This window comes from Lactobacillus selangorensis (genome assembly GCF_001437205.1).
Classification (GTDB): Bacteria; Bacillota; Bacilli; order Lactobacillales; family Lactobacillaceae; genus Paralactobacillus; species Paralactobacillus selangorensis.
On record NZ_JQAZ01000002.1, the window covers coordinates 224,395 to 248,704 of the forward strand.

23 protein-coding genes and 1 pseudogene are annotated in these 24,310 nt (G+C 46.2%); 13 read left to right on the forward strand and 11 right to left on the reverse strand.

Annotation, left to right across the window (positions count from 1 at the left end):
- The first annotated feature begins 323 nt into the window (after nucleotides 1–323).
- Nucleotides 324–1,073, forward strand: a complete 750-nt coding sequence (locus tag IV40_RS03660; protein WP_057769026.1) for a hypothetical protein — start codon at nucleotides 324–326, stop codon at nucleotides 1,071–1,073.
- A gap of 76 nt (nucleotides 1,074–1,149) precedes the next feature.
- Here the strand turns inward: IV40_RS03660 and IV40_RS03665 are convergent, their stop codons facing one another.
- Nucleotides 1,150–1,710, reverse strand: a complete 561-nt coding sequence (locus IV40_RS03665) for a sugar O-acetyltransferase (RefSeq protein ID WP_057769027.1) — start codon at nucleotides 1,708–1,710, stop codon at nucleotides 1,150–1,152.
- Between the two features lie 99 nt (nucleotides 1,711–1,809).
- Between IV40_RS03665 and IV40_RS03670 the strand changes: the two genes are divergently transcribed.
- Entirely contained in the window at nucleotides 1,810–2,772 is a 963-nt protein-coding gene (locus IV40_RS03670; protein WP_057769028.1) for a 2-hydroxyacid dehydrogenase family protein, read from the forward strand.
- A 78-nt stretch (nucleotides 2,773–2,850) separates the two neighbouring features.
- Here IV40_RS03670 and IV40_RS03675 read toward each other — a convergent pair.
- The 3 genes and pseudogenes from IV40_RS03675 to IV40_RS03685 all read right to left on the reverse strand — a co-directional run bounded on the left by IV40_RS03675 (nucleotide 2,851) and on the right by IV40_RS03685 (nucleotide 5,568).
- Nucleotides 2,851–3,634: pseudogene (locus IV40_RS03675) on the reverse strand (glucose-1-dehydrogenase).
- A 113-nt stretch (nucleotides 3,635–3,747) separates the two neighbouring features.
- Nucleotides 3,748–4,839 (reverse strand): Mbeg1-like protein, encoded by a 1,092-nt coding sequence (locus tag IV40_RS03680; protein WP_057769029.1) that lies wholly within the window; start codon nucleotides 4,837–4,839, stop codon nucleotides 3,748–3,750.
- Between the two features lie 51 nt (nucleotides 4,840–4,890).
- A complete protein-coding gene (locus IV40_RS03685) occupies nucleotides 4,891–5,568 on the reverse strand; it encodes a hypothetical protein (protein ID WP_057769030.1) in 678 nt (225 codons plus the stop codon).
- Nucleotides 5,569–5,828: 260 nt separating this feature from the next.
- Between IV40_RS03685 and IV40_RS10900 the strand changes: the two genes are divergently transcribed.
- From IV40_RS10900 to IV40_RS03725, 9 genes are all read left to right on the forward strand, one after another.
- Complete coding sequence (locus IV40_RS10900; RefSeq protein ID WP_236698016.1) at nucleotides 5,829–6,572, forward strand: sigma 54-interacting transcriptional regulator; 744 nt, start codon at nucleotides 5,829–5,831, stop codon at nucleotides 6,570–6,572.
- Nucleotides 6,565–8,391 (forward strand): PRD domain-containing protein, encoded by a 1,827-nt coding sequence (locus IV40_RS03690; protein WP_236698015.1) that lies wholly within the window; start codon nucleotides 6,565–6,567, stop codon nucleotides 8,389–8,391. The genes IV40_RS10900 and IV40_RS03690 overlap by 8 nt, the downstream gene beginning before the upstream one ends.
- A 123-nt stretch (nucleotides 8,392–8,514) precedes the next feature.
- A complete protein-coding gene (locus IV40_RS03695; protein ID WP_057769031.1) occupies nucleotides 8,515–8,925 on the forward strand; it encodes a PTS sugar transporter subunit IIA in 411 nt (136 codons plus the stop codon).
- 21 nt (nucleotides 8,926–8,946) lie between these two features.
- Complete coding sequence (locus IV40_RS03700; RefSeq protein ID WP_057769032.1) at nucleotides 8,947–9,444, forward strand: PTS sugar transporter subunit IIB; 498 nt, start codon at nucleotides 8,947–8,949, stop codon at nucleotides 9,442–9,444.
- A 28-nt stretch (nucleotides 9,445–9,472) separates the two neighbouring features.
- Entirely contained in the window at nucleotides 9,473–10,294 is an 822-nt protein-coding gene (locus IV40_RS03705) for a PTS mannose/fructose/sorbose/N-acetylgalactosamine transporter subunit IIC (RefSeq protein ID WP_057769033.1), read from the forward strand.
- Nucleotides 10,291–11,118, forward strand: coding sequence for a PTS system mannose/fructose/sorbose family transporter subunit IID (locus IV40_RS03710; protein WP_057769034.1), 828 nt, complete (start codon nucleotides 10,291–10,293; stop codon nucleotides 11,116–11,118). Before IV40_RS03705 ends, IV40_RS03710 begins: the two co-directional genes overlap by 4 nt.
- A complete protein-coding gene (locus IV40_RS03715) occupies nucleotides 11,119–11,823 on the forward strand; it encodes an MgtC/SapB family protein (RefSeq protein ID WP_057769035.1) in 705 nt (234 codons plus the stop codon).
- Nucleotides 11,824–11,837: 14 nt separating this feature from the next.
- On the forward strand, nucleotides 11,838–13,118 hold the full coding sequence (gene rpoN / locus IV40_RS03720) for an RNA polymerase factor sigma-54 (RefSeq protein WP_057769036.1): 1,281 nt from the start codon (nucleotides 11,838–11,840) through the stop codon (nucleotides 13,116–13,118).
- Between the two features lie 142 nt (nucleotides 13,119–13,260).
- A complete protein-coding gene (locus IV40_RS03725; RefSeq protein WP_057769037.1) occupies nucleotides 13,261–13,551 on the forward strand; it encodes a hypothetical protein in 291 nt (96 codons plus the stop codon).
- Nucleotides 13,552–13,607: 56 nt separating this feature from the next.
- Here the strand turns inward: IV40_RS03725 and IV40_RS03730 are convergent, their stop codons facing one another.
- On the reverse strand, nucleotides 13,608–14,846 hold the full coding sequence (locus tag IV40_RS03730; RefSeq protein WP_236698014.1) for an MFS transporter: 1,239 nt from the start codon (nucleotides 14,844–14,846) through the stop codon (nucleotides 13,608–13,610).
- Between the two features lie 252 nt (nucleotides 14,847–15,098).
- Here IV40_RS03730 and deoC point away from each other — a divergent pair, with 252 nt between their 5' ends.
- The gene (gene deoC / locus IV40_RS03735) at nucleotides 15,099–15,836 is read left to right on the forward strand and encodes a deoxyribose-phosphate aldolase (protein WP_057769039.1); all 738 of its coding nucleotides are present in this window, start codon (nucleotides 15,099–15,101) and stop codon (nucleotides 15,834–15,836) included.
- Nucleotides 15,837–15,914: 78 nt separating this feature from the next.
- Nucleotides 15,915–16,634 (forward strand): GntR family transcriptional regulator, encoded by a 720-nt coding sequence (locus IV40_RS03740; protein ID WP_057769254.1) that lies wholly within the window; start codon nucleotides 15,915–15,917, stop codon nucleotides 16,632–16,634.
- A gap of 111 nt (nucleotides 16,635–16,745) precedes the next feature.
- On the opposite strand, the gene IV40_RS03745 is transcribed toward IV40_RS03740, so the two are convergent.
- The 6 genes from IV40_RS03745 to IV40_RS03770 form a co-directional block, all read right to left on the reverse strand.
- Nucleotides 16,746–18,521 carry an ABC transporter ATP-binding protein gene (locus tag IV40_RS03745; RefSeq protein ID WP_057769040.1) on the reverse strand — a complete coding sequence of 592 codons (1,776 nt, stop codon included), beginning with the start codon at nucleotides 18,519–18,521 and terminating at the stop codon, nucleotides 16,746–16,748.
- 438 nt (nucleotides 18,522–18,959) lie between these two features.
- Entirely contained in the window at nucleotides 18,960–20,303 is a 1,344-nt protein-coding gene (locus tag IV40_RS03750; protein WP_057769041.1) for a replication-associated recombination protein A, read from the reverse strand.
- A gap of 133 nt (nucleotides 20,304–20,436) precedes the next feature.
- A complete protein-coding gene (locus tag IV40_RS03755; protein ID WP_057769042.1) occupies nucleotides 20,437–21,192 on the reverse strand; it encodes a ChbG/HpnK family deacetylase in 756 nt (251 codons plus the stop codon).
- 3 nt (nucleotides 21,193–21,195) lie between these two features.
- A complete protein-coding gene (locus IV40_RS03760; protein WP_057769043.1) occupies nucleotides 21,196–22,665 on the reverse strand; it encodes a PTS transporter subunit EIIC in 1,470 nt (489 codons plus the stop codon).
- A gap of 5 nt (nucleotides 22,666–22,670) precedes the next feature.
- Nucleotides 22,671–23,522, reverse strand: coding sequence for a PRD domain-containing protein (locus IV40_RS03765; RefSeq protein ID WP_057769255.1), 852 nt, complete (start codon nucleotides 23,520–23,522; stop codon nucleotides 22,671–22,673).
- Between the two features lie 43 nt (nucleotides 23,523–23,565).
- The gene (locus IV40_RS03770) at nucleotides 23,566–24,060 is read right to left on the reverse strand and encodes a PTS sugar transporter subunit IIA (RefSeq protein WP_057769044.1); all 495 of its coding nucleotides are present in this window, start codon (nucleotides 24,058–24,060) and stop codon (nucleotides 23,566–23,568) included.
- Nucleotides 24,061–24,310: the final 250 nt, after the last annotated feature.

Here is a 24,310-nt window from a genome sequence, read left to right on the forward strand (position 1 = left end):
TAATTTAATCATGTGATAAGAAACTGCTGTTTCCGATTTCAATGGCGGAATCACGCCCTTAAAGTGTTATTTAACAAGTATTACCAAAAAGCGGCTAGCTGCCTGAAATGCGCACTAATCCGCTTTCCCTTTCTAGAGTTGCATTTACATTTAATAATCCATATGGTAAGGTATTCGCTGTTAATTATAATTCAATTCGTTTTTAAACACCAGCAATAAGTCTTCGGCCTTAGAGGGGCATGTGATTCATCAGTTGGGGTACTTATCGTTTCAACAATTATGGGGGGAATATTCAGCAGCCGTTTCCCGGTTGCGTACTTATTATGCGTAAAATCAATCTTAAAGGCAACAAACGTATTATTGGCGGTATTACAGGCATCTTATTAGGTTCAATGTTAATGGGCGGCATCTTCGTCGCACAACCTAGTCGGACTACACAGGCGGACGTTAAGACAGAATCCGTTCAAACTAAGAAACCGGTTAAAGCCGCCGCAACATCCAGCTCCAAGAAACCAGCCGCTAAAAAAGCAGTCTCTTCGAGCACCCCAGTCACAACGACTAGTGCTGCCAGCAGCACAACACCGGTAGCCGCTAGCTCAGCGTCTGAATCCGTTCAGCAACCGGCCAGCAGCTCCAGTCAATCGGCACCAGCAGCCAATTCTTCATCAGCCGCACAGACAACCCAGACTGCTCAAGCAGCCGCAACAACACAGTCAGAAACTGTTCCGGCAACTGGTTTCTACGTCAACGGCTACTCCGCAGCAATCGGCAGTTTCAGCGGTACTGGCCACGTTCCAGCAACGAACACAATGTTTGCCTGGTCCGAATTACCAGGCCGGTACTTGGTCGAACTGAACAGTCCATTACATACGCACATCGCTAGTTTAGGCGTGGGCGACACGGTCTACTTCAATGGCCAAGCCAAACATATTGTTTCTGTGATCAGCGGCCAGCCGAATGATTCAAATACTTTAGCACTGGTTCAATCACATATTGCTTCCGGCCAAATCGGCTGGCAAACATGCGAATCCAACTCCGACAACTCAACCTTGACCCTGTGGTTCGCTGAATAAGCTACTACATAACGACAGTCATACTATTAAAGGCAGTTCAGAAAATTCTGAACTACCTTTTTTATTTGCATTGCTTTTAATGGCCCGTCTGATTTAAATGCCGAATGATTCGGGCTGGATTACCAGCAATCACAACATGATTTGGGAACGACTTGGTGACGACACTGCCGGCGCCGACGACCACGTCATTGCCCAAGGTAACATTCGGCAAAATGGTGGCACTGCCGCCGATCCAAACATCGTCGCCAAGCGTAATTGGACCGACCTTTTCGACACCTGTCCGCCGTTTTGCGGCGTCCAATGGATGAAGCGGCGTATAGAAAGCCGCTCGTGGCCCGATTTTACAGTGTTTGCCAATGGTGATCTGGCCTTCGTCGCACAATAAGACATCCTTATTGGCGTAAAAATCATCTCCGATTGTAATGTTGGCGCCAAAACTGAAGCTGAAGCCCGTTTCGACAAAAAAGTCGGCCCCGACATGCCCCAGCAATTTCGCATATTCGCCATTGCGCAGCTCATTATCAGCGATTTGACTGATTTCGGCCAGCTGGTCACGGGTTTGGTTGCGATGTGCCGTCATCTGGAGCGTATCGGCGTACCAAACATCGGCCGTCATTTCCGCCTGCCATTTCTCCATCAGAATCCCTCCTTTTTTCTTTAGAATACCACCCTTGAAACGCGTTTCCTATTTTTTCCGAACAGAGCGGCTATAATAATTGCAAAAGGGGGAGATTCGATGACAACTGTTTATTTAACGGCACAACTGCCGGATAACGCCACGACGATTCTGAAACAAGCTGGTTTGTCGGTGCATGGCTATATGGGGCAAGGGCTGATTTCGCATGACCAGCTGCTGCAGGAGGTGCCCAATGTCGATATTCTAATCACGGCCTTATCGACGCAAGTGGATGCCGCTGTAATTGCTGCAGCGCCGCATTTGAAACTGATTGCCAATTTTGGCGTCGGCTTCAATAATATCGATACGAAAGCCGCCGCTGCCCGCCACATTCCGGTAACAAATACGCCTTATGTTTCGACGACTTCAACGGCGGAATTAACGGTCGGCCTGATTCTGGCCGTCACCCATCGGATTGCTGAAGGCGACCACGTGATGCGCACCACTGGTTTCAAAGGCTGGGCACCGCTATACTTTTTAGGCCATCAGCTGGCTGGCAAAACTTTAGGGATCATCGGCATGGGCCAGATCGGCCAAGCCGTTGCGAAACGGATGCATGCCTTCGCAATGCCGATCATTTATACCCAGCGTCATCAGCTCGACTCAGCCACCGAAGCCGAATTAAGTGCTCGGTTTGTCTCTTTCGATGAATTGATTCAAACGGCCGATGTCATCACCATTCATACACCGCTGACGCCAGCCACGCATCATATGCTAGGCGCCGATCAATTCAAGGCAATGAAGAAAACGGCTTACTTCATTAACGCTGCTCGTGGTCCCTTGATTGATGAGCAAGCCTTATTGACGGCCCTGCAGGAACACGAACTGGCTGGGGCTGCACTCGATGTTTATGAACACGAGCCGAACGTCGAAGCTGGTTTTAAAATGATGCCGAACGTCGTTTTGACGCCGCACATCGGCAACGCTACCGTCGAAGCCCGCACTGCGATGGCCAAAATTGTCGCCGACAATGCTGTCAAGGTCGCCCAAGGTCAAGCACCTGATTACATCGTGAATCAATAGCCGTTATAACGCCGTTACACAATAAAAAGACGGGGCAAAATGCCCCGTCTTTTTATTTTTATCAATGGATATTCTATTTTAGCCTTTGCCGTCCTTGAAAGCTGGATACAGTGTCATCCCGCCATCCACAAAGAGCGTGATTCCAGTCACATAACTGGATTCGTCGGAGGCAAGCCATGCAGCTGCGGCGGCGACTTCTTCCGGTTTGCCAATGCGATCCATCGGCACCATCGCTACGGTATCGTCGTACTGCTGCTTATCGGCAAATTTTTTAGCATTGATCGGCGTATTGATTGTGCCAGGGCCGATTGCGTTGACGCGAATATTCTGCTTGGCATATTCCATCGCAATCGTCTTCGTAAATAGCTTGACGGCGCCTTTTGAGGCCGCATAACTCGCAAAAGTCGGCCATGGGATTTGTTCATGTACGGACGACATATTGATGATGTTGCCTTTTTGATGATGCGCAACAAAATATGCTAAAGCTGTCTTGGAACCAAGAAAAACGCCGGTTTCATTGACGGACGTAACTTTATTCCAATCATCCAGTGAAACTTCATGTGTCGGCGACTTGATCTCCATACCGGCATTATTGACCCAAATGTCCATGCCGCCGAAATGATCAAGTGCTGCCTGCAGTAGTTCCTGATTGCCGCCTTCGGTCGAAACATCGGCACCGACGATGACAGCCTGACCACCATTTTTGATGACTTGGTCAGCAGCCTTTTGAGCACCGGCTTGATCACTATGATAGTTGACGACGACAGACATGTGTTCTTTTCCGAAACGTTCTGAAATTGCAGTACCGAGCCCTTTGGAACCCCGTGACCACGGCCACTTTATTCTTCAAATCCGTATACATTTTAAATCCCTCCTCAAAAGTTTCGTTTGAATCGCTTACAAGAGCATCATATACCTAAATCGGCGCTTTGTATCAAATTTACACGATTTTTTTAAAATTATTTTCAATAATTCCTATTTATCAGGAAAAATATTTTTATAATGGTCAAATTCTTTTTTAAGCAGCTTGCGGGCTTGATGCGTCACGACGTCGCCGAGCTGTCCGGTAATATCCAGCCAATGCCGCCGTGTTTGATCGTCCGTTGCAGCGATTCCAGCAGCAATCATCTGCAGCGTTTGCGGCCATTCCTTACCTAGCTCGGAAAAATGTTTTTCACCATCAGCACTGACGAGTGCAAAAACAGAATCGAGAAACTCTTGTTTCGTCGCATCATCCATTCCGGCGAGCCACGTTGAAATCGACGCCTGCGTAAACTGGGAGAAGCGGCTGACCGAAGCAATCACCTCAAAATGATTGTTTTTCACCAGCCAGGTGTACGGATCATGCTGACGAATGCCCTGCCCGTCGCTTTTAACGACGGTATAATTCGTTTCCGGTTCCAATAATAACCCGATAATCGAGGCATCGGGAATCAACTTGTGGGCTCGGGTCTGCAATTCTTCCGGCAGCGGCTTTTTGAGACCAGGTCCATCAATGCTGTACACGCCCTTGATGGCTTGCGTCTGACTATGGGCGGCAGCATAAAAGGCCAGATTGCCGCCCTTCGAATGACCGCCAAGATAATAATAACCGGGCTGTTTTAAAGATTGTTTCTGAAAATAATGGGTGGCGGCTCGTTGTGAAGGCACAGCATCCATGAAGGTCATGTTGAAATCTTCCTTCCAATCAACCAGCGTCGCCGTCGTGCCCCGATAAGCAATGTAATAAGTGTCAGGTGCAATCGTAAATGTAATTGCACTGAATTGCTGTTCGAGTTTGGGATCGATCTTTTGAGCATAATTGTCCCATTTTAATTGACCAAAACGCTGGCTGAGCTGCGCTGCTTTCAGCAAGGCCTGATTGCCAGCCGGATTCCAAGTATGAACCGTGCTCTTTTGGATTAGCTCGGGTGTCAGTTGAGCCAATTTGTGAATGTGTTTTTTGTTCAGCAAACTGAAGTCGACGTACGCCAGCTGGGCCAAAATAGTGCCATCGACATCATTGAAGGGCCGTTCAGAAAAAGAATACTGCCCATTTTGATTGACATAATCGACAATCGATGCCATTTCCACAACTCCTTTCACATTAAAAAAGCCCCTCGCGAGGCTGCCGTTTCATTACCGTTTTTTAAAACGATCGTTAAAGTCGATTACATTGTTGGGACGGTCGTCCTGAGATTGTGCAAACAAATCATGGCGTTCATTAAAATGCACGAAACGATCACTGGGATCTGCGACCGGCACAAAAATACCATGCTGCTGCGCATAACTGGTGATATCTCCCACTGCCTTCACCGTGTCTTGAAAATTATATAATCCGTACTGAATTTTCTGATCCTTGAGGAAGGCGTTCACAAGATCTTTCGGAACTTCTTTCAACCAGTCCTTAACCAGATCATAGACGATAAAATTAAATTGGCCCTGGTTGGTGCGCACAAACAGATCCAGCCCGCTGCTTTCCACTTCTAAAATGGATTCAAATTCAATTTCGACTGTCGTTTGCTTGTCAGCCGCAAAATCACGCACCCGCAATTTAGGCGTCAGCATCAAGTCGGGATTGATCGGCCGCTCCAGATCTTCATCGATGCCGATTCCCATAATCCGGCCCATATCGTTGATAAATTCCTCACGATCAAAGTAATCCAAATCATTTTTCATTGCTCGAATCGTATTTGCGACGATTCCCATATAGTCATTATAATTTAAAATATTCGGACGAGCATCGACCCATGGCTCCCTCGTCCCCGATGTTGTTCCGGCTTTAATTGCCATCATTCGTTTCTCTTTTTTTGGCATTTCTACACGCTCCGTATCTTTTGGTTGAATTTACCATAGATTGTGCTTCAATGAAAGACCCTTCATGCTTTAAACCCAATTTGTTTCATTAAATCTATTTTAGCGTATCTCACTTGCCAGCACCTGTTTTTACTATCATCCGTTTTTAGTGTTTACTATTCAAACACTAATTTTGCCAATTAAATTTTCGTTGAAAGTGTTTAGCGAAGGCTTTATAATGCGCTTAACCGTTTGAATCATACGCACAAGGAGAATTCGCTATGAATGACACCCAAAAAAGTGTTTTAAACTCATTGCAGCAGCAGCCGACACACAACACAACCACTGAGTTGGCAGCGGCTTTAGGTTTGTCACGATCTGTGACGAGTCATTATTTAAATCAATTAGCTGCTGTTCACAAAGTACATAAAAGCGGCGGCCGGCCGGTTCGGTGGTCGCTGCCTGAAGCAACTGCACCGCAACCAGACCAAGCCGATCCATTTGCCTATTTCATCGGCGCAAAAGGAAGTCTGCATAAAGCAATCAAACAATGTGCGGCCGCAGTCATGTATCCGCCGAACGGATTAGGCGTAATTATTACTGGTAACTCTGGTGTCGGTAAAAGCTATTTGGCCCAAACTATTGTTGACTATGCTCGTTACAAAGGGACAATCGCTGCCGATGCTCCTTATGTTGTCCTCAATTGCGCCGATTATGCGAATAATCCCGAATTACTGTCGAGCTTGCTGTTCGGTTACGTTCGCGGTGCCTATACAGGTGCTGAAAAAGATAAAGAAGGCCTGCTTCATCAAGCAGACGGCGGTTATCTCTTTTTAGACGAAATTCATCGTCTTTCGAGTGAAAATCAGGAAAAGCTGTTCAGTTTTATTGATTCCGGTTTCTATTACCGAATGGGCGACAATCAGACGGCCATTCATTCCGATGTCCATCTTTTATGTGCGACGACAGAAGATCCTCAAAAAGTCTTACTGACGACCTTTCGGCGGCGGAGTCCATTTGCCTGATTTTTCGCAACGGCCGATTGATGAACGCATTGCACTGCTTCACCACCTCTTTTTACTGGAGGCTAAACAAACCGGCAAAACACTGACCGTTGACTCGGCGGTTATTACTGCGCTGACGCAGGTTAAACACGCCGGTAATATCGGTTATCTCAAAAATATCATTCAAGTCGGGTGTGCGACGGCCAATGAAAATCAGCCGCATACCAACCACTTGCAATTGGATTTGACCAGTTTTGACTTGCCAGTCATTTCAACGAAACGTGTTTATGGCGACTTAGAGGTTGCGCCGACCGATTCCCTATTACTGACCTTAAACACTCCATTTCAAAAACCATTTGCAGAGCTGCGCCGGCAATTGAATAAAAATGCTGCTGACCCAAGTGCCCGGCACATTCGTGAATGGAAAAACCAGCTTCAAATTCTAAATAGCGACCTGCCGGCCAGTAATCCTAGCGACGGATTACTCTTTCAACACAACCATCTCTACGAACATATCATCTGCCGGCAGTTCGGCCTGCGTGAGCGGGTCAAACGTTTTGAAAACCTGCTCTATACGCTTTACCGGCATCATTTTACGCTCAGCGAAACAAGTCTGCCGGAATTAACGCAGCAGCTGAAACTCAGAATGCCCCGTGCTTGGCATGTCGCGCAGCAATTTTACTGGGAACTGCCAGTGCTCGATACGATGAGTCAGCAAACACTAACTGCCCTGCTTACCATTTTACTGGACGATAGTGTTGACAAAAAAATCCAGCTGCGGGGCTTAATGGTCGCCCATGGTGAGAACACCGCTACCAGCATTCAGGCTGTCGTCAACTCATTATGCGGCACTTATATTTTCGATGCAATCGACATGCCGATTGAAAACGGTGTGAAATCAATCATTGACGAAATGACCCGCCTAATTGACGATTCCGACACTACGAAAGGCTTTATTTTAATGGTCGACATGGGGTCGTTGAGCCAGTTATATACCGCAATTAAATCCCATCTCAATGGCGACCTGCTTGTTGTCAACAATTTAACGACGATTACTGCACTCGATTTAAGTTTGCAAATGCAGCAGCGGCGTCCCTTCAAAGAGATTGCCGAAAAAGCCGACCACGACTACACCATTAGTGTGCAATATTATGAAGGCTTTTCCCAAACGACCAATATCCTCATTTCGTGTATTTCGGGATCGCAGGTTTCCGAAAAAATGCGGGAATTAATGCAGCCCTTTATGCCCAATGATATTAAAATCATTTCGCTGGATTACACCGCTCTCAAGGAAAAATTGGTAGCCAAAGAATGGACTTATTTCGACCAAACACTCTTTGTCATGACGACTATGGATTTAGATGCCTCCGTTCCGTTTAATCATTTAAACATTTACGATTTATTGGATGCAAGCGGCACACAGCAGTTTAATGCATGGCTGACGCCTTATCTATCAAAAACGCAGCTGCAGCAGCTGAACGCCGAATTTCTGCGCTTCATGTCCTTGGAAGGTATCAGCGAACGGCTGCGTTTTCTCAATCCTGATATTGTCATCAAAGAAGTCGAAGATGTCATCTTGAAATATGAGAACTATTACCATTTGCACCTGGATGGAAAAGTAAAGCTGAATCTCTATATGCATGTTGCTCTAATGATTGAACGCTTAATGGTCAGACGGCCGATTGATTCGGAAATTACAACGACAGATGCACAGGAAAATGAATTTATTCGTGTTTCAAAGAGTATCTTTCAGCCAATCATGCTGAAATATAACATTCAAATTACCGATTATGAATTATCGTTAATGTATGAACTCTTTAAACAATTTATTACTGTTTAAAGCTGGCTTGCGAAGTGTTTAATTTTTAAACACTTCTTTTTTTATGCCGTGATGGCAAGGCTGACGACACTTGGCACGCTTTTTGCTAGTAAGTAGGTGTTAAACAAGAAAGGAGTGAAACGCATGGTTTCAATTTTAATTGCAAGTCATGGGAAATTTGCGAGCGGCTTAAAAAGTTCTGTTGAAATTCTGACCGGAATGGGCGACCGTCTGACTACAATCGATGCTTACCTCGATAAACACGATTACACCAAGGATATTAAGGATTTCATCGCCACAGCACAACGACCGGCCATCATTTTTACGGATTTATTAGGCGGCAGCGTCAACCAGCAGGTTGTTTTAGCGGCCGCGCACCAAAAAGATATTTATATTGTGACTCAAATGAATCTAGCTATTATTCTCGCCGTTCTTTTGGACAGCGAACCGTTTTCGGTATCCCATCTGGACGAACTCATTGCCCAGAGCCAAGTCACACGTGTTAAGTTGTCGAAGCAGACCCCTGACGAAGATGTTCAAGACTTTTTTCGATAATAATAAAGGAGCATAAAAATTATGATTGCACAATTACGAGTTGATGACCGTTTAATCCACGGCCAAGTTGCTTTAGTTTGGACCAAAGAATTAAACACACCAGGAATTATCGTTGCAAATGACAACGCCGCATCGAACGATATGGTTCAAATGACGTTGAAAATGGCGACGCCGACCGGCAAAAAATTATTAATTCGGTCGGTCGACGATGCCATCCGTGTCTTCAACAATCCGAAAGCCAAGACAATGCGGATTTTCGCACTCACCAATAACGTCACAGATGCTTTGAAGATTGCACAGGCTGTTCCTGACATCGATGGCATCAATGTTGCTAATGTCGGTCGTTTTGCCGAAGATGCCAAAAATGCCCATCAATTATCGTCAACGATTATGCTGACAGATGTCGAATTGGCTTCGCTAAAAGAATTAGCCGCATTGGACGTGCCTGTCTTTAACCAAGTCGTACCCAGCAATGCCAAAACACCAATCACGAGTTTATTGAAAAATGTTGATAATTAGCAATACTTTATTTTAGGAGGAGATTCAAATGTTAAAAACCGCCATTTTAGCAGCTCTGTGCGTGTTTATTTGTTTCGGTGGAAACTGGTTATGGGGACAGACCATGATTGAACGCCCACTTGTCGTCGGTTTAGTCACAGGCTTAGTGTTCGGAGATGTTCGGGAAGGCGTCATGATGGGGGCGGCGCTGGGAGCCGTTGATATCGGAGGCGCCTTATCGGCCGAACCTGTTACCGCAACCGTTTTGGCAACAACTTTTTCAATTATTTTAAACGTCAATACCAAAGCAGCACTTGCATTAGCAGTGCCAATCGGGGTTTTTGCCGCCTTCATCTCTATGTTCCTCAAGAACATCGTCATGAATGTTTTCGCCCCCTTAGTCGATAAAGTAGCTGCAACCAACAATCAAAAAGGCTTAGTGCGTTTGCATTTCGGAATGTGGTTCCTCAACTATTTCCTCTTTTCGTTAGTCACTTTCTTCTCCGTTTTAGCGGGTGCCAAGCCAGTACAGCAGCTGGTCAATGAAATCCCTAAGAACCTCATGGCTGGTTTATCAGCGACCGGCGGTTTATTACCAGCAGTCGGCTTTGCCATTTTAATGCGGATGTTGTGGAGCAAACAATTATCGCCTTACTATTTCTTAGGATTTATTTTAGCGGCCTACATGAAATTGCCGTCCGTTGCCGTTGCCGCTGTTGGGATTATCATCGTTGTAATCCAATGGATGCGTGACAAGCAGTTAATGGCGCTTGAAAACAATCAGAAAGAATTAGCTGCCGGCGAAGTCAAGAATCACATTGATAACCAAAACAATGAATCGGAACAAGAAGAGGAGGACTTTTTCTCATGAAATTCACTAAAAACGTTTCACCTGATGACCGTAAAATGTTAAACAGTATTTTCTGGCGGTCCTTTACTGTGTTTGCGAGTCGTGCCGGCGCAACTAAGGCCCATGCACCGGGCTTCATGTATTCGATTCTGCCAGCCATCGATCGTTACTATAAGAACGACCCCAAAGGCCAAACCGAAGCGCTCGAGCGTGAGACAACTTGGTACAACATTACCCAAAACGTGGGAACCTTCGTCATGGGTTTGGTTGCGTCAATGGAAAAGAAAAACTCGCAAGACCCCGATTTTGATGCCAATTCGATTGTTGCCTTAAAGACTTCTCTGATGGGTCCCTTATCCGGAATCGGGGATTCCATTTTCTGGGGCGTCCTCCGTGTGATTGCTGCCGGAATCGGAATCAGTTTAGCCAGCCAGGGGTCTGTCCTTGGTCCAATCTTATTCTTAGTGATTTACAATGTGCCTTCGATTCTGACACGCTACTACCTGACCTACATCGGATTTACTTTAGGCGATACTTTCATCGAAGATATGTATGAAAGTGGCAGTATGAAATTGCTGAACAAAGCGGCGTCAACACTTGGTTTAATGATGATTGGGAGTATGACTGCCACCATGGTCACTTTCAAGAGTACGCTGGCGATTCCGATTGCAGGCGGCAAGCCAATCGAAATCCAAACTTACCTTGATCAGCTTTGGCAAGGGCTTGTCCCATTGGCAGTTACCTTAGGCTGCTACTGGCTGTTAAGCAAAAAAGTCAACGTCAACTGGATTTTGCTTGGTGTATTAGCATTAGCCATTGTCCTTGGCTTAGTAGGCATTGTTTAAGTGACCTACCGTTTATCGCTTGCCGAAATTTGTATTCGTTTGGTACTCGCAATTACAATTTCTGGATTTATCGGCTATGACCGTGAACACAAGAATCGGCCGGCCGGTATCAAAACACATATGCTCGTTTGTGTCGGTGCATGCGTGATTGCCCTCATTCAAAAGGAAATCGGCTTCAACGCATTAAATACCGCCATTGCACATCCCAACCTATCTGGTGTGCTGCGGGCAGATGATGCTCGTTTGATTGCCCAAGTTGTTTCCGGAATCGGTTTTCTCGGTGCCGGCACAATCGTCGTTCAGCACCACAATATTCGTGGTCTGACTACAGCAGCTAGTTTGTGGTCAGTGGCATGTGTGGAACTGGCAATCGGCATGGGAAATTACTTAATTGCAACTGCAAGTGCCATTGCGGTTTTTCTGATTCTAGTGGTCGTCAAAAAACTGATTCGGGTGACCCCGATGAAACGGATTGAAGTCCAATATCATCACAAATTGGAAACCAAAGAATTCATCCAGCAGTATTTTGATGATCATGGCATTATCGTTAATGACGTCAACTTTCGGGTCACACAAACGGATAACGTCAATCTTTATGTCAATATTTATGAGATTGAAATCCCCCGCATAATGAATTATGCTGACATCATTGAAGAAATTTCATTAAACAAAAACATTATGGAAATCCAGACCGTTTCTTTGTAAGGAGGAAAAAGCCGATGACACAAGTCCCTAAAATGACGCAAACACCGCGTCAGCGCTTAGTCACCCGGCTTTTTTTGTCGCCGCAAGTTAATCAAGAACTCACGATTCTGCAGTTTAATGCTTCGCAGCTGGCCGCCTATCTTCAAACAGCGGCACTGGCAAATCCACTTATTCAGCTGACCGCACCGCAACATTCGGCAGCCGCTACTGCGTTCGACTGGGGAACCACTGGCGATTCAGAAACGCTCAGTGAGCATCTTCTCGCCCAAAAACGCTTGTTAACCGTTGCGCCGCTTCAAAAATTAGCGGTCACAGCCCTAATCATGGATTTAAACGATGCCGGTTATTTGCAACATTCGCTGGCGGCCATTAGTACTGAGACGCAGTTACCCAGCGCTGCCCTGACAACGGCATTGCCGCTGCTTCAGCATTTCGAGCCGCTTGGTGTCGGCGCCCATGACTTAAATGAGTGTTTATTATTGCAGGCGCAGGCACAACCCAATTTCGACCGTACGGCGCTGACCATTCTGCGGCAACAACAATTGGAAAAGTTAGCCGATCCGCAGCAGTGGCAGCAGCTGCCTGCTGCCGAAAGTGCGCTTCGAGCTGCGCTGGCGGCAATTCGAACGCTCAATCCAACGCCAGGCAGCCAGTTCAGCCATGATTCTGAGAATCACTATCTGACTCCGGACTTATATTTGACAGCAACCGAATCGGGCCCGGCGCTCCGTATTGCCAGCGACCTTTTACCAATGCCGGTTTTTAACGACGCCTATTTCCAGCAGTTAACGGCTATTGCAGATTCAGAAACAAAACGCTACTTGCGAGAACAGACCACTGTATTTCAACAATTAGAAACCGCCATGCTGCGGCGCAAACAGACCTTGCTGCTGATCGGCGAATATATCGTCCAGCACCAAACGGCTTACTTCGCCCATTTGGACCGGACATGTTTGCAACCTATGACACTGCAGGCGTGCGCCCGTTCGCTCGGCTTCGCTACCAGTACGATCAGCCGAGCCGTTCAGGAAAAATATATCCAAGTTCAGGGAAAAATCGTCCCTTTGCGTCCGTTATTCCAGCAAGGCGTCACTGCTAAAATAACTCCCTTGCAAATCATGCATCTAATTTCAGAGCTGATTGAACATGAGGATCCGGCTGTCCCATTGACCGATACGCAATTAACTGCCCGGCTCAACCAAGCTGGACAGCCGCTTGCTCGCCGAACGGTTGCTAAATATCGCCGCAAAGCTGGGTTTGCGACCCATTATTTACGGGCTAAACCCAGAAAATGACATTTTTTATTAAAACTTAACCAAGTTGACACACATTTTCGCTAAAAAAGGTGTATTATAATAAACATCGAGTATTTACAAAACCTTTACAAAGCTTTTACAAACAATATAGATGCGATACGCATGGGAGGACAATGAGAATATGAGCAAACATAACTTAGTTTATCCAGTTATCATCTCGTTCGATGCGTCTGATCAGAAGGATCCTTATCTTGTCTATATACCCGCGTTTCACGGATATGCAGCGGGCAAAGATGAATCAGATGCACTCGCACGAGCACGTAAATTTGTAATTTCACAATTTGGAAAATATCGCGCCGAACACCGGCATGTGCCACAATCGACATTTTCATTACCACGTGTGATGCACGATAACTCAAAAGCAACCTTAATTGATGTGGCAGTGCCGCATCAGCATAAAAAAGAAGCCTAATTGTTTAAATAAAAAGCTGTGTCAAAACAATTGTTTTGACACAGCTTTTTTAGTGTTTAATATTCGCGTTTCTGAGGATGCAGCCATTGCTGGACAGTCGTCCGGTGCTTCCAGAGCAATGGAATCAGGAGTAATAAGGATAACATCCCGCAAGCTGGAAAGCCCCATGCACTCGAAATATCCATCACACCGCCAGCAAACAAACTACCAATCGGTGTTGTGCCTTGATTTAGCAAAACATAAACGCTCATGACACGTCCTCTTAATTCGTTGGGAATGCCGAACTGAAACGATGCATTCGACTGATTCAGGAAAATCATATTGCAAAAACCAACCAGAACCATGACGAACATCGCCAGCCAGTAGGTCCGGACAAATAACATTGACGCCTGCAAAACCGCCGTGCCAATGCCGACATATAAGTAAATATTGCGTTGCAAACCAAAGCGAGACATGTAGCTCATCAAAACGGCCGCAATCAGCGAACCAATCCCAGTAGCGGACAGCAAATTGGCATAGGTTTGTGCCCCTGAATGGAGAACAGCTTTGGCAAAAATGGGAATAATGACATATAAATTGTAATCCAGCGTGCACACAATTAGCATCAATTCGGCACTGAGTCGAATGGCCGGCTGCTGCCAGACATACCGTAATCCTTCTTTAACATCCTTCCAGATCCGCTGTTTCGGGTGCGTCGGCACTACTTTCGGCTGTTTAATCAGAAACAAGCCCAGCAAAACGGCTAAATAACTGATTGCATCTACCATGAAACAAAACGCCGTCCCATATTGTGCCATCAGGATGCCGGCAATCGAAGGACCGACAATTTTAGCTAAATTAAAAATTGCCGAATTCAGCGAGATGCCATTCATCAGATCTTTGGGCCCGACCAGCTCGACGACATACGTCTGCCGAGTCGGCGTATCAAAGCTTTGCAGGAGTCCATAACCAATCGCAATCAGCAGGACTTCCCAGTATTGAACAATTTTGGTATACACAATGACCGTCATGATGACCCCTAAAACTAAGAAACCGCTCTGGGTAATCATCAGAATATTCTTCTTCGGATAACGGTCGATCAACGTGCCGGCCACTAATGTTAACAATAAAATCGGAATAAACTGGCAAGCAGACAAAACACCGACCAGCAAAGCCGATTTGGTCATTTGGTAAACGAGCCACGTCTGTGCAGTGCGCTGGACCCAAGTGCCCATGACGGAAATACACTGGCCGAACCAGAAATACCGAAAATTTTTATTATGCAGCGACGAAAAAGTACTTCTTAAAATATCCACTTCAAATCTCATCCCCTTGGTGAGATCCACGAGATAATTATGCCGTAATTATGACCGGGGTCTAATGATTATTTTAGCACCGCTAAACCAATTCGTATGCATAAATAAACTGCTTGACTGAAAATTATACATTTTTGTGCCATTTTGTAATTACATAATAACTATGGATATTCAGTCTGATGAATTTGCGTTGACTTTTTAAATGAATGCGCTTATATTATTATGTAATTACATAATAGGAGGAACATAAAGATGCCACAATATACACTTGCTGATTTTGCCCGTTTAATTGATCATACCAATTTAAAAGCTTATGCTTCTGCGGAGGATATTATTCAGCTCTGTAATGAAGCAAAGGAGTATCACTTTAAAATGGTGGCCGTTAACCAGGTACAATCCAAATTATGCGCTGAGCAATTGGCTGGAACTGATATTGATGTTGGCGCTGCAATTAGTTTTCCTTTAGGTCAAACTACTGTTGAATCAAAAGAATTTGATACCAAAAATGCGATTGAAAATGGTGCAACTGAAATTGATTATGTTATCAACATCACAGAACTTAAAAATAAAAATTATGCCTATCTCGAGGATGAAATGACACGGATTGTGGCGATTTGCCATGCCCATCAAATTCCCTGCAAAGTCATCTTTGAAAACTGCTATCTGACCAAAGACGAAATCAAGCAAATGGCTGAAATTGCCTTAAAAGTCAAACCGGATTTCATCAAAACGGCGACTGGCTTTGGAACTGGCGGCGCTACTGTCGAAGACGTCAAGCTGATGAAATCAGTCGTAGGCGACAGCGTCAAAGTCAAGGCTGCCGGCGGAATCCGTAATTCGGATACCTTCTTAGCGATGATTCAGGCCGGTGCTGACCGAATTGGTACTAGTTCGGGAATCGCCATTATGAACGCTTTAAAACAGCGCATGGATGTCGATCATGTCGATTCAATTACAATCGATCGCCCGTATGCCAAAGTCAAGCAATAACTAAAGTCGTGGAGGGCGGCCATCGTCTTTTTACGTTATAATGGAGGCATTCTAAAAGGAAAGGTGCACCTGAAACTGATGACAAGCAAACGGATTCCCAAACATCAGCAAATCGAAGCCGACCTGTTGCAAAAAATCAAAAGCGGCGTTTATCCGCCTGAAACACTGATTCCACGTGAGGTTGATCTGATGCAGACCTACCATGTCAGCCGGCCAACGGTTCGCCAGGCGATTCAAGCCTTGGTCGATCAAGGGTTGCTGGAACGAAGACGCCGTCGCGGCACGATGGTCAAGCAAAATAAGATTGCCCAGCAATTCACCCAAGTTGTGGAAGGCTACAATGCCGAAATGAGTCAAAAGGGATTGCTTCCAACCACAAAAGTCTTGTTGTTTCAGGAAGAACCAGCAACATCGGAAGTGGCTGCTAAACTGGAACTCGCTGCCGCTGCCCCCGTTTTCAAATTGGTGCGCCTGCGTTATGCCAACTATCAGCCGGTCGTCTTGATTACGAGTTATCTTCCAGCAGCAGTTGTGCCGAATTTACTGGAGGCCGACTTTTCACAAGTTTCCCTTTACGACACGCTCGATCAGCATCATGTCGGCGTTGAACGGGTCCGGCGCCGACTCGAGGTATTGAAATCCGATGAAACGACTTCGGACTTGTTGAACATTGCGATTGGCGAGCCGCTTTTCTATTTTCACACTTTGGGATTCACCGCCGCCAACGTTCCCGTCGAATATTCGATCGCCAAATATCGGGGCGATGTCAATTACTTTGTAATGGATATTAAACGCTAAAGGGCCAGAAGTCGTTTTTGGGCTTCGTTGTTTACACCCTGTCAAAACAAAAGCAGCTCTTAAAATGCAAAATTTGCATTTTAAGAGCTGCTTTTCGTGAAATAATGACTTCTATTTATTAAACTGTTCTTCGACATACTGACGATACAAATCATGGCTGGCGAGGAGTTCTTGGTGGGTCCCTTCCCCAGTAATCTCGCCGTTTTCAATGAAGATAATCTTATTGGCATCGACGATCGTCGACAGCCGATGGGCAATGACCAGCGTGGTGCGATTGGCCATCAGGTTGTTGAGCGCACGCTGAACCATTTCTTCGGATTCACTATCAAGACTGGCGGTGGCTTCATCGAGCATTAAAATCTTCGGATTCCGAAGAAAAGCTCTCGCAATCGCTAATCGCTGCCGCTGACCGCCAGAAACCTTGACGCCACGCTCGCCGACCTGCATATCGAGGCCATCCGGCATATCATGGACGAATTGATCGGCGAAAGCTAGTTTCAGCACATGCCACAGGTCATCGTCACTCACTTGTGTGGTCAGTCCATAAGTCAGATTATACCGAATCGTGCCGGCGAACAAGGCACTATCCTGCGCCACATAGCCGATTTGACCTCGCCACGAATTGAGCGACACATCGTCCAATTCATGGTCGCCGATTTTGATGCGGCCTGAAGTCGGTTCATAAAAACGTTCCAACAGGCTGAACAATGTCGATTTGCCCGATCCGCTTGGCCCTGCGAAGGCAACCACCGAATTCGGATGGGCTTCGAAACTGATATGTTTCAGAATCGGCTTATCCGGCTGATAGCTGAAGCTAACATCTTCAACTGACAAAGTCTGGCCGTCCACGTCGACATCCGCACCAGCAGTCAGGTCTTCGGTCGGTTGTTCGAGGATGTCATCCAAGCGTGCCGTTGCCCCTTTTGTTTTCTGCAATTGGGTGAAAAACTGTGAAAACTGTGTGGCAGGCGAAATAACCTGGAATAAATACAACAGGAAAGCGACTAAGGTTCCGACCGATAAGGTGTGGTTTTCGACTCGAATGCCGCCGTATCCAATGACAGTGACGAGAATCCCCATCATCGCTAATAACATGATTGGTCCGACAATTGCCATGATTTTAGCTTCAGAAACACCTGTTTGAAACAGGTTATGAATGCCTTGGTCGCCATTAGCAATTTCAATATTTTCACCATTCGAAGCTTTCACTAATCGTGTTTCACTCAGCGTTTCAGTCGTTAAACTATTGAAATCGGCGGTTTGCCGCTGTAATTGAATCGAAATCCGCCGCATCCACTTGCCAATCGGCACCATCAAAAGGGCCATAATCGGAACGGCGACGAGAATCATCAGCGTCATTTTCCAATCCATCCAAAACAGCACCACAAACGCCCCGACCATCGATAAAATACCGCTGATAAACGACGGTAGCTGATCGGCGACGAGAGATTTCACAACGGTTGTATCGTTGATGATCCGGCTCGTCGTCTCCCCTGTTTGATGGTCGTCATAATAGGGTACCCGCAAATCAATCAGTTTGTGCCAAACAATCTGCCGCAAATTGGCAACGGTCTGCTCGCCCATGTACCCCATCATATAACTCGAGATGGCACTGGTGAGGGCCTGCAATAAGAAAGCCGCTACAATAATGATGATAAACGTGATATTCAGCGATTTCAGCGAGAAACCGTCGATTAGATTTTTGGTGAACAGCGGAATTACCAAACTAATCCCGGTTGAAAGCAGACTAATGATGAACCCGATAATAAGAAACGTCATATTCGGTTTGGCACGGTTCAGCAGTGCCATAAATTTCTTCCATGTGAATGACTGGCTCAACGCCCGGTCGCTATTTTCAGGATTCTCCCCTGCATTTGGATTGCGCATTTCTTGATCTCTCCTTGCCAGAAAAGTTTCTTTTAGGTACCTAACAGAAATTAAAGTATACGCATCTTTTCATAAAATGCAAGCATTTATTTAGGTACAAAACAAAAAAGTGCGACAAAGTGCGGTTAAATAGTGTAGGTTAAGGAAATTTCAGGCAAAATCTCGGTTTGGGAGATTGAGGCTGAAATGACTTAAACGCAACTGTTTGCACGATGGAGCACGTTTAGATCAGAGTGCGACAAAAGTCGGTTTGGGCATTGAGGCTTAAATGAGCTTTGACGTCGAATGCTTGCTTCTTAGGCATTCAAGGAAAAGCTTTTTAAACGAAATGGCCAGACTTTTGGAGCACGTTTAGACCAGCGTGCGACAAAGTGTGGTTAAACAGTGTAGGTTAAGGAAAACAAAAACCTGCGACTCTAATCGAACGCAGGTTTATTCTTAATCTTCCTTCGGTGTTTCGCCATCGTGTTCCTGATGCCATTTCTTAATCTGTGCCATCCGTTGCTGGGCACGCCCCTCATTGCCTTGATCGGAGGGATGATAATAATGATGCCCCTCTAATTCCGGCGGCATCGTCTTCATATCGGTCAGCTTGTCCTTAGCATTCTGAGCGTACTGATAATCCTTGCCATAGTTCAGCTCTTTCATCAGTTTGGTCGGCGCATTGCGAATCTGCAGCGGGACCGGTAAATTGCCGGTTTTTTTCACATCGGCTTTGCTGGCCAATCGAGCTTGATAGACCGCATTGGATTTCGGCGCTAATGACAAATAGATCACCGTTTCCGTCAAATGAACGTCGCATTCGGGCATACCCAGAAATTGGCAGGCTTGAAAGACATTGACGGCCACATTGAGGGCGTTCGTATCGGCTAGGCCAATATCTTCACTAGCAAAGCGCACCAGCCGCCGAGCAATGTACAACGGGTCCTCACCGCCAGCCAGCATCCGGGAACACCAGTAAACGGCGGCATCGACATCGCTGTTACGCATCGACTTATGCAGCGCCGAAATCAAATTATAATGTTCTTCGCCGTTTTTATCGTAACGAAGCGATTTGGTGTTGGTCAGCTGATACAGCGTCGCCTGTGAGATCGACACCGTTCCATCCAGATGCGGACTATTCAAAACGGCCATTTCAAGCGTATTCAAGGCAATCCGTGCATCGCCATTCGCAAATTCAGCAATCATTTTCAGCGAAGCATCGTTAATACGGACGTCTAAATCCGGAAACCCCTTTGGATTGGTAATCGCATTTTTCAGCAACTGGATAATATCATCGGTGCTGAGCCGGTTCAAAACGAAGACCTTGCAGCGGGACAGCAAGGCCGAATTGATTTCAAACGATGGATTCTCAGTCGTCGCCCCAATCAGAATAATACTGCCCTTTTCGACAAACGGCAGAAAAGCATCCTGCTGGGCCTTATTGAAGCGGTGGATTTCATCGACGAACACGACCGTCTTCTGCCCCATCTGCCGGTTATTTTCAGCTTCCTCCATAATTTTGCGAATATCCTTGATACTGCTGTTGACGGCACTGAAATTGATAAAAGCCGCCTTCGTCTGGTGGGCAATAATTTCAGCTAACGTTGTCTTGCCAACTCCCGGCGGCCCCCAGAAAATCAGCGACGGCAGCTGATCCCGTTCAATCAAATCCCGCAAAATCATATCTTTGCCCAATAATTGCTGCTGTCCAACAAATTCATCCAGATTTTCAGGCCGGACACGATTGGCGAGCGGCGTGTTCTGCTCATTCTGCTGCTCGAATAATGACCCCTGTTCCATTTGATAACCGCCTCCCATCAGTTTCTTTTCACTTATGGTAATTCGCCGCCTTCATCTACGCAACTTTTTTTAAAGCAGTCAAAAAAATCACGGTCATCTCATTTGACCGTGATTTTTTATTGAAAGATTTGACTTAAACTTGCAGATAAGTAATCAGCTCAATGTCATGCTCCTTAAGCCATTGCTTCGTCTTCGGGTCAGTCAGCATCGCCACTTCCTGCGTGCGTGGCACCGTCAGACTGGAATGGGTCAGAATATAGTGGTCCAAATAACCGGGATGGCAGACCATCATTGAATAGCCATCATCATGCTTCTCCAATGCGGCCCGTTTCAAAGTATCGTACGGGTCGTAATTGGCGCCCATGCTTTCCATGAACATGTAGAGATTCTTGCCATGCAGCGGCACCGGCTGCCCATCAAATCTGAATTTCAGGAAATTCAGATGATGCCGATCGGCCACAATCTGCAGCCCCTTCACAAAGTTATCGCTGACCACGGCATGGCCTTCGAAGTAATCCGGCTTGCGGCCGACTAAACCGACAAAGCGCTGGTACTGAGCCTCGATTTCCATGACGACCTCGTCCAAATTGACAAAGTCATGCGCAGCACTCCGATACGTTTTCGATGCTTTAAAATAACCATCCGGCGTCGTAATGCTGGGAATCAGTTTAGGGCCCGATAACGGTTTGCCCTGGCAAATTACCGTATGAAGGCCGATGCAGACCCCTGGAACATCCGCAATCATCGCCAATCCAGAGCGAGTAGTCGGCATGTTGACCATCAGCCCGACATTCTTAATGATTCCCTCATGAACCGTTCTTGAAATTCCGACATTGACAGCATCGGAATAGCCTAAATCATCCGCACGTACAATCATTTTTGTACTCATTGATTACGCCTCCACTAATTTAAAGTCTGCATCTGCATTTTCAACATCCTGTTGTTCTTTCGATGAAACGCCAATCATGTAAGTGGCAACGGCCGCCCCTGTGAAGGCGATCACACCGCTGATGACCCCGTTGACGAAGTTGGCGGTCGAACCGCCGACATAGCCGGTCAGCGCTAAGAAATTGGCGACTGGAACCAGCACATATGCTGTGACATGAGTAGCGCCGGCATATAAGCCGCCTAAGAACCCGCCGATCATCATCCCAATGAAGGGTTTCTTGTAACGAACGGCAATCCCATAGAGACCTGGTTCCGTTACACCGCCAATCAAGCTGGCAATCAAGTAACTGAAACCTAATGCTTTTTCATCTTTATCTTTAATCCGTAATGAAGCCCCTAAACACATGCCGGCAACGGCAAAGCTGGCGGCAATCGCACCTAAATCAACGAAATTTTCATGACCGGATTGGGCGAAAATCATCATCATGGTCGAAATCATAATTAGGTGCATCCCAGTCATGACTAAGATTTCCCACAGGGCCCCGATGATGGCAACCCCAAGGATGCTCCAAATACCGCCCATTTTACCGAAGGCTAAGATGCCGTCCGAGATGTAACGGCCTAAGAAGGTCCCGGCTGGCCCGATAATGGTCAAAGTCAGCGGCAGCATGACAATAATCGTCAGCGTCGGCACGAAGATGGTGCTCAAGGCGTCCGGCGTATACTTCTTGAAGAATTTTTCAACGTACGACATAATCCAAACGGCAACGATAATCGGAATAACGCCGCTGCTGTAATCGACCAGCGTCATTGGAATGCCGTAAACACTGAAGGCTTTCCCTGCTTTAACGATGTTGACCAAGTTGGGGTCCAAAAGGATGGCACCCAAGAACATCGAAACCATCGTGCTCGTGTGGAACTGTTTCGAAGCTGTGTAGCCCAAGAAAATCGGGAAGAAGTAGAACCCAGCGTCTCCGACTAAAACGAACAGCCGGTAAGTGTCGCTGCTGGTGCTGAGCCAGTTCAGCATGGTCGGTCCGAATATAGCGGCGAACATCTTGAACATGGACGCTGCAATCAGAATCGGAATCAAAGGTGTCAAGCAGCCGGCCAGCTTGTTCAGGATAGTCGTGCCTAGCCCTTTCCAAGTAAAGGGCTGTTTTTCCTTGCTGAGATTGGCATCGAGATTTTCATCAATCGGGGCGTTCCGTTTCAGCCCGCTGACGGCGGTCAAGGCGTCGTAAACTTTGGCGACAGTTTGGCCGATGATGACCTGATACTGGCCGCCGGCACGGTTGACGCCGATAACTCCCTTGATGTTTTGGACTTTGTCATCCTTCGGAATACTTTCATCTTTCAAATTGAAACGCAGCCGGGTCATGCAGTGCGTCACGGACGAAATATTATCGGTGCCGCCGACTGCAGTTAGAACGGCTTCTGCAGTTTGTGTGTATTGGTCTTCTTTGTTTGCCATGATATTCACTCCTTCTTCTGGGTACTTTCCTTATTGACGATGCGTTTGACGTAAATCATCAAATAGAAAATTTCATCTTTGGTGCTGTGTGTGTGCAATTGGGTATCAATGTCATCTGCGATTCGTTTAGCGCCCAAGTAAATCTGCGGGTCTTCTTCTTTCATCGTGTTGAATAAAGTGGCGTTATCATTTTCGGTCAATGGGTCTTTTTCTTGAATTCGTTTGATGTAATACCGTAAATGCATCACGAAACGGTTATAAGTGAACTCCTTGCGATCGATCTGAATATCAAATTCCTGTTCGATAATCTTTGTCGCTTGTTCAATCAAGTCGTTGACACTGGCTGGTTCATCGTTTTCTGCACCGACTTCCGGCGACTGCGAATTGACAAAATGCATCGCAATGGCGGTCACTTCCGAATTCGGCAGATTGACCGCCAAACGCTGGTTAATCATTTTAACAGCGTCATAACCGACTTGTGTTTCGGCTGGATACAACTGTTCAACATCGTATGAGAACGGCAGCTGCATGCCGCCATAATCCTTCAACCGTGTAATCGCAAAGTTGATATGGTCAGCTAAACTGAAAATCAAGTTCGGATTCAGCGACTTGGGGATGACTTGCTGGGCTTCGGCGACGATATCGGCACTGACATCGAAAATGGCAGCCGGAATTTCCTTTAATAATTGATAATAATGGAAGTTTAATTTGTAAAACGTCATCGTAATCTTGCTCAGATCCGTAATTTCATACGGCATCTTCGGGAAGCCAAGTCCTTTGCCGAATGCCACCAATTCATCACCATTGCTATCCAGACAGACCGCCACGTTATTATTGATTTTTTTGACCGCTTTGATCGCGTCCACCCTCTCTCTGTTAATATAATTAGATTTTAACAGATCAGGCTTGCTTTAAGATGGGTTGCCCAGCCGTGACCGCCGTATGTTTTTTACTGCCGATGTCGATCGCATCTTGATAGCCATCGGTGAAAATGACCATCGTTGTCATCTCTAAGCCGGCGTCTGCCATCACTTGCGGGTCAAAATCAATCACCGGATCACCGGCTGTTACCTCTTGGTCGATTGCAACATGCGGCGTAAATCCTTTGCCTTTCAATTGAACAGTATCCAGACCGATATGCACAAGTACACTGATGCCATGCACATTGGCCTTGATACCGACTGCATGCTGACTGCTGGGCAAGGCGACAATGGTGCCGCTGATTGGTGCGACGACCTGCGTCGCGCCATCGGCCGGCTTGACAGCGAACCCATCGCCCATCATTTTGGTTGAAAATACTTTGTCATTTACTTCGTCGAGCGGAATTGCTTCGCCAGTAATCGGTGCAACCACGACGAATGCGGCTGGTTTCTGCTTCTTTTTAAATCCGAACATCTTGCGTCCTCCATTTCAAATTGGGTCACAAAAAAACTCTTTGCAGCACACACTTTTCCCTTGGTACTTAGAAAAGGTAATGCCTCAAAGAGTTTGAGTAACAATCCTTATTTTCACTTTTCAATTAAAACGCTTTCGACAATTATCATAACATGCCTGTCCAAAAATGCAAGCGAATTCAAAAAAATATTTTAGCGCTCCTTTCGTACTGTCCAAGTTGGCCACCCAATAGAAACACTCAAAAGCGGCC